Annotated in this window: 2 protein-coding genes; both read right to left on the reverse strand. The window is 75.7% G+C overall.

Annotated features, from left to right (window positions below):
- A partial coding sequence (locus DQW85_RS23830) for a TetR/AcrR family transcriptional regulator (RefSeq protein ID WP_162795308.1) occupies positions 1-313 on the reverse strand: 313 nt, incomplete at its 3' end.
- A gap of 10 nt (positions 314-323) precedes the next feature.
- The coding region (locus DQW85_RS23835; RefSeq protein ID WP_113702289.1) for a PEP-utilizing enzyme at positions 324-2,006 on the reverse strand (1,683 nt) is incomplete at its 5' end.

Here is a 2,006-nt window from a genome sequence, read left to right on the forward strand (position 1 = left end):
CCTCCCCGGCCGGCCCCGCCAGCACCTCGGCCGCGCCGCGCAGCGCCGCCAGGACGTCGCCGCGCAGCGTCCCCGTGTCGGGCGTCGACGCGGGATCGGGCAGCACCTCATAGACGGCGTCCATCACCAGCTCCAGCCGGGTGGGCCAGCGCCGGTAGAGGGACGCCTTGCCGGCCCCGGCGCGCTCGGCCACCCGCTCCATGGTGAGCCTGGCGTAGCCGGTCTCGGCCAGCTCGTCGAGCGTGGCCTGGAAGATCGCGGCGTTGAGCGCCTCACCTCGGCGGCGCGGCAGCTTGCGGTGGTCGGTGACCATGGCAGGAATCCTACGGAGCCGCGGCGGTCACCCTGCCGGTGCCGCCGTCCACGGTCACCAGCAGGCCGTCGGTCAGGGTGGAGGTCCCGTCGGCGGTGCCCATGACCGCGGGGATGCCGTACTCCCTCGCCACTATCGCGGCGTGCGAGGCGCTGCCGCCCGTGTCGACCACCACGGCGGCGGCCCGCTGGAACAGCGGCGTCCAGGAGGGGTTGGTGTAAGGGCAGACGAGCACGTCGCCCCTCGCGAGCCGGCCGAACTCCGACGGCTCCCGGATCACCTTCACGGGCCCGGTGGCCCGCCCGCCGCTCGCGGGTGTCCCGGCCACGAGCGCGTCTCCCGCGGGCCGGGCGGGGAAGAGCGCCGCCGGTTCGATGAGCCGCACACCGGCGAGTTCCTCCCTTCTGGCCGCCCTCGCGGGTACGGCGGCGCGCAGCCGCTCCAGGCCCGGCCCGCCGGCCGCCGGGTCCTTGATCCCTTCAAGTTCCTCCAGCCGCAGGTGGAAGACGTCCTCCGCGTTCCGCAGCACGTCCGCGTCGCGCAGCCGCCGGCCGATCTCCAGCAGCGACCTGCGCAGGACGGGCAGCGGCAGCGTGAAGTAGAAGTGGCTGTCCTCACGGAAGGCGATGCCGGCACGGGCCGCCTCGACCCTGCGTACCATCCTGGCCCGCCTGGCGCTGGAGCGGCGCAGCCGGGGGTGTTCGTCGAGCAGCCGGTCGAGGGGGTCGGCGGCGGCCGGCTTCGGGGGCCCGGCGGCCAGCACCCTGATCAGCCCGAGCACCGTCTCCGGAGCGTCGGCCCAGGTGGGTGAGGTGACCAGGAGCGGGCTCGCGGTCTCGCGATGCCCATACTCGGCGAGGAACGCCTCCAGCTTCGCGGCGAACGCGGCCGGCGCGCGATGCGGCGGGCGGACGTCGAGGGCGCCGGTCAGCCGAGCCACCTCGGCCAGCTCCTCCAGTGCCCGGTTGGCGTCCGCGGTGCGGGTGCGCCCGCCGGCGATGAGCTCGCCGAACCACCTGCCGCGGCCGAGCAGCCTGAGCGACACCAGCAGCCTCAGCAGCGCGACGCCGGTGCCCGGGAGGTAGTCGATGCGCAGGTCGGCCACGGGCCGCACCAGGTCGAGGGCCTGCCGGGGCACGCTGATCAGCTCGGGCCAGGGCATGGCGGCGAGGTCGCGTGCGGCCAGCTCCCGGTTGCCGTCGAGGAAGCGGGTGAAGCGAGGGTCGCCGGTCCACCGGGCGGGGTCGTACCTCCTGGCCTTGGCGGCGACGCGGAACGGCATGACGAGCAGGCGGGGCGCGGGGCGCGGGCGCGGCGGCACGAGCCGGTAGACGACGCCGTCCTCCTCCCGCAGGAAGTCCTCGAAGGCGCTGCGAACCCCGAAGCTCCCGGTCACCCTCGCCATCAGCCCGGCGGGGCCGTGCGGAAGCCAGGTGGACATGTCGATCGGGTAGGGCCGCACCGGCACGTACTCGGACAGGACGGCACCGAGCCTGCGCCGCAGCGGGCCGAGCCGCCCGAGCGGAGGCGGCGGGAGCGCGGTCACGGGACGGGCCTGGAGCAGCCACACCTTGCCGTCGGCGAAGGCCCACTCGATGTCCTGGGGGCGGCCGAAGCGGGCGGCCACCTCGGCGCCCAGAGCCGCCAGCACCCGCAGGACCTCGCCGGGCAACCGCCCACCCGCCGCACCGCC

It is taken from the genome of Nonomuraea lactucae (assembly GCF_003313395.1).
GTDB classification, from domain to species: domain Bacteria; phylum Actinomycetota; class Actinomycetes; order Streptosporangiales; family Streptosporangiaceae; genus Nonomuraea; species Nonomuraea lactucae.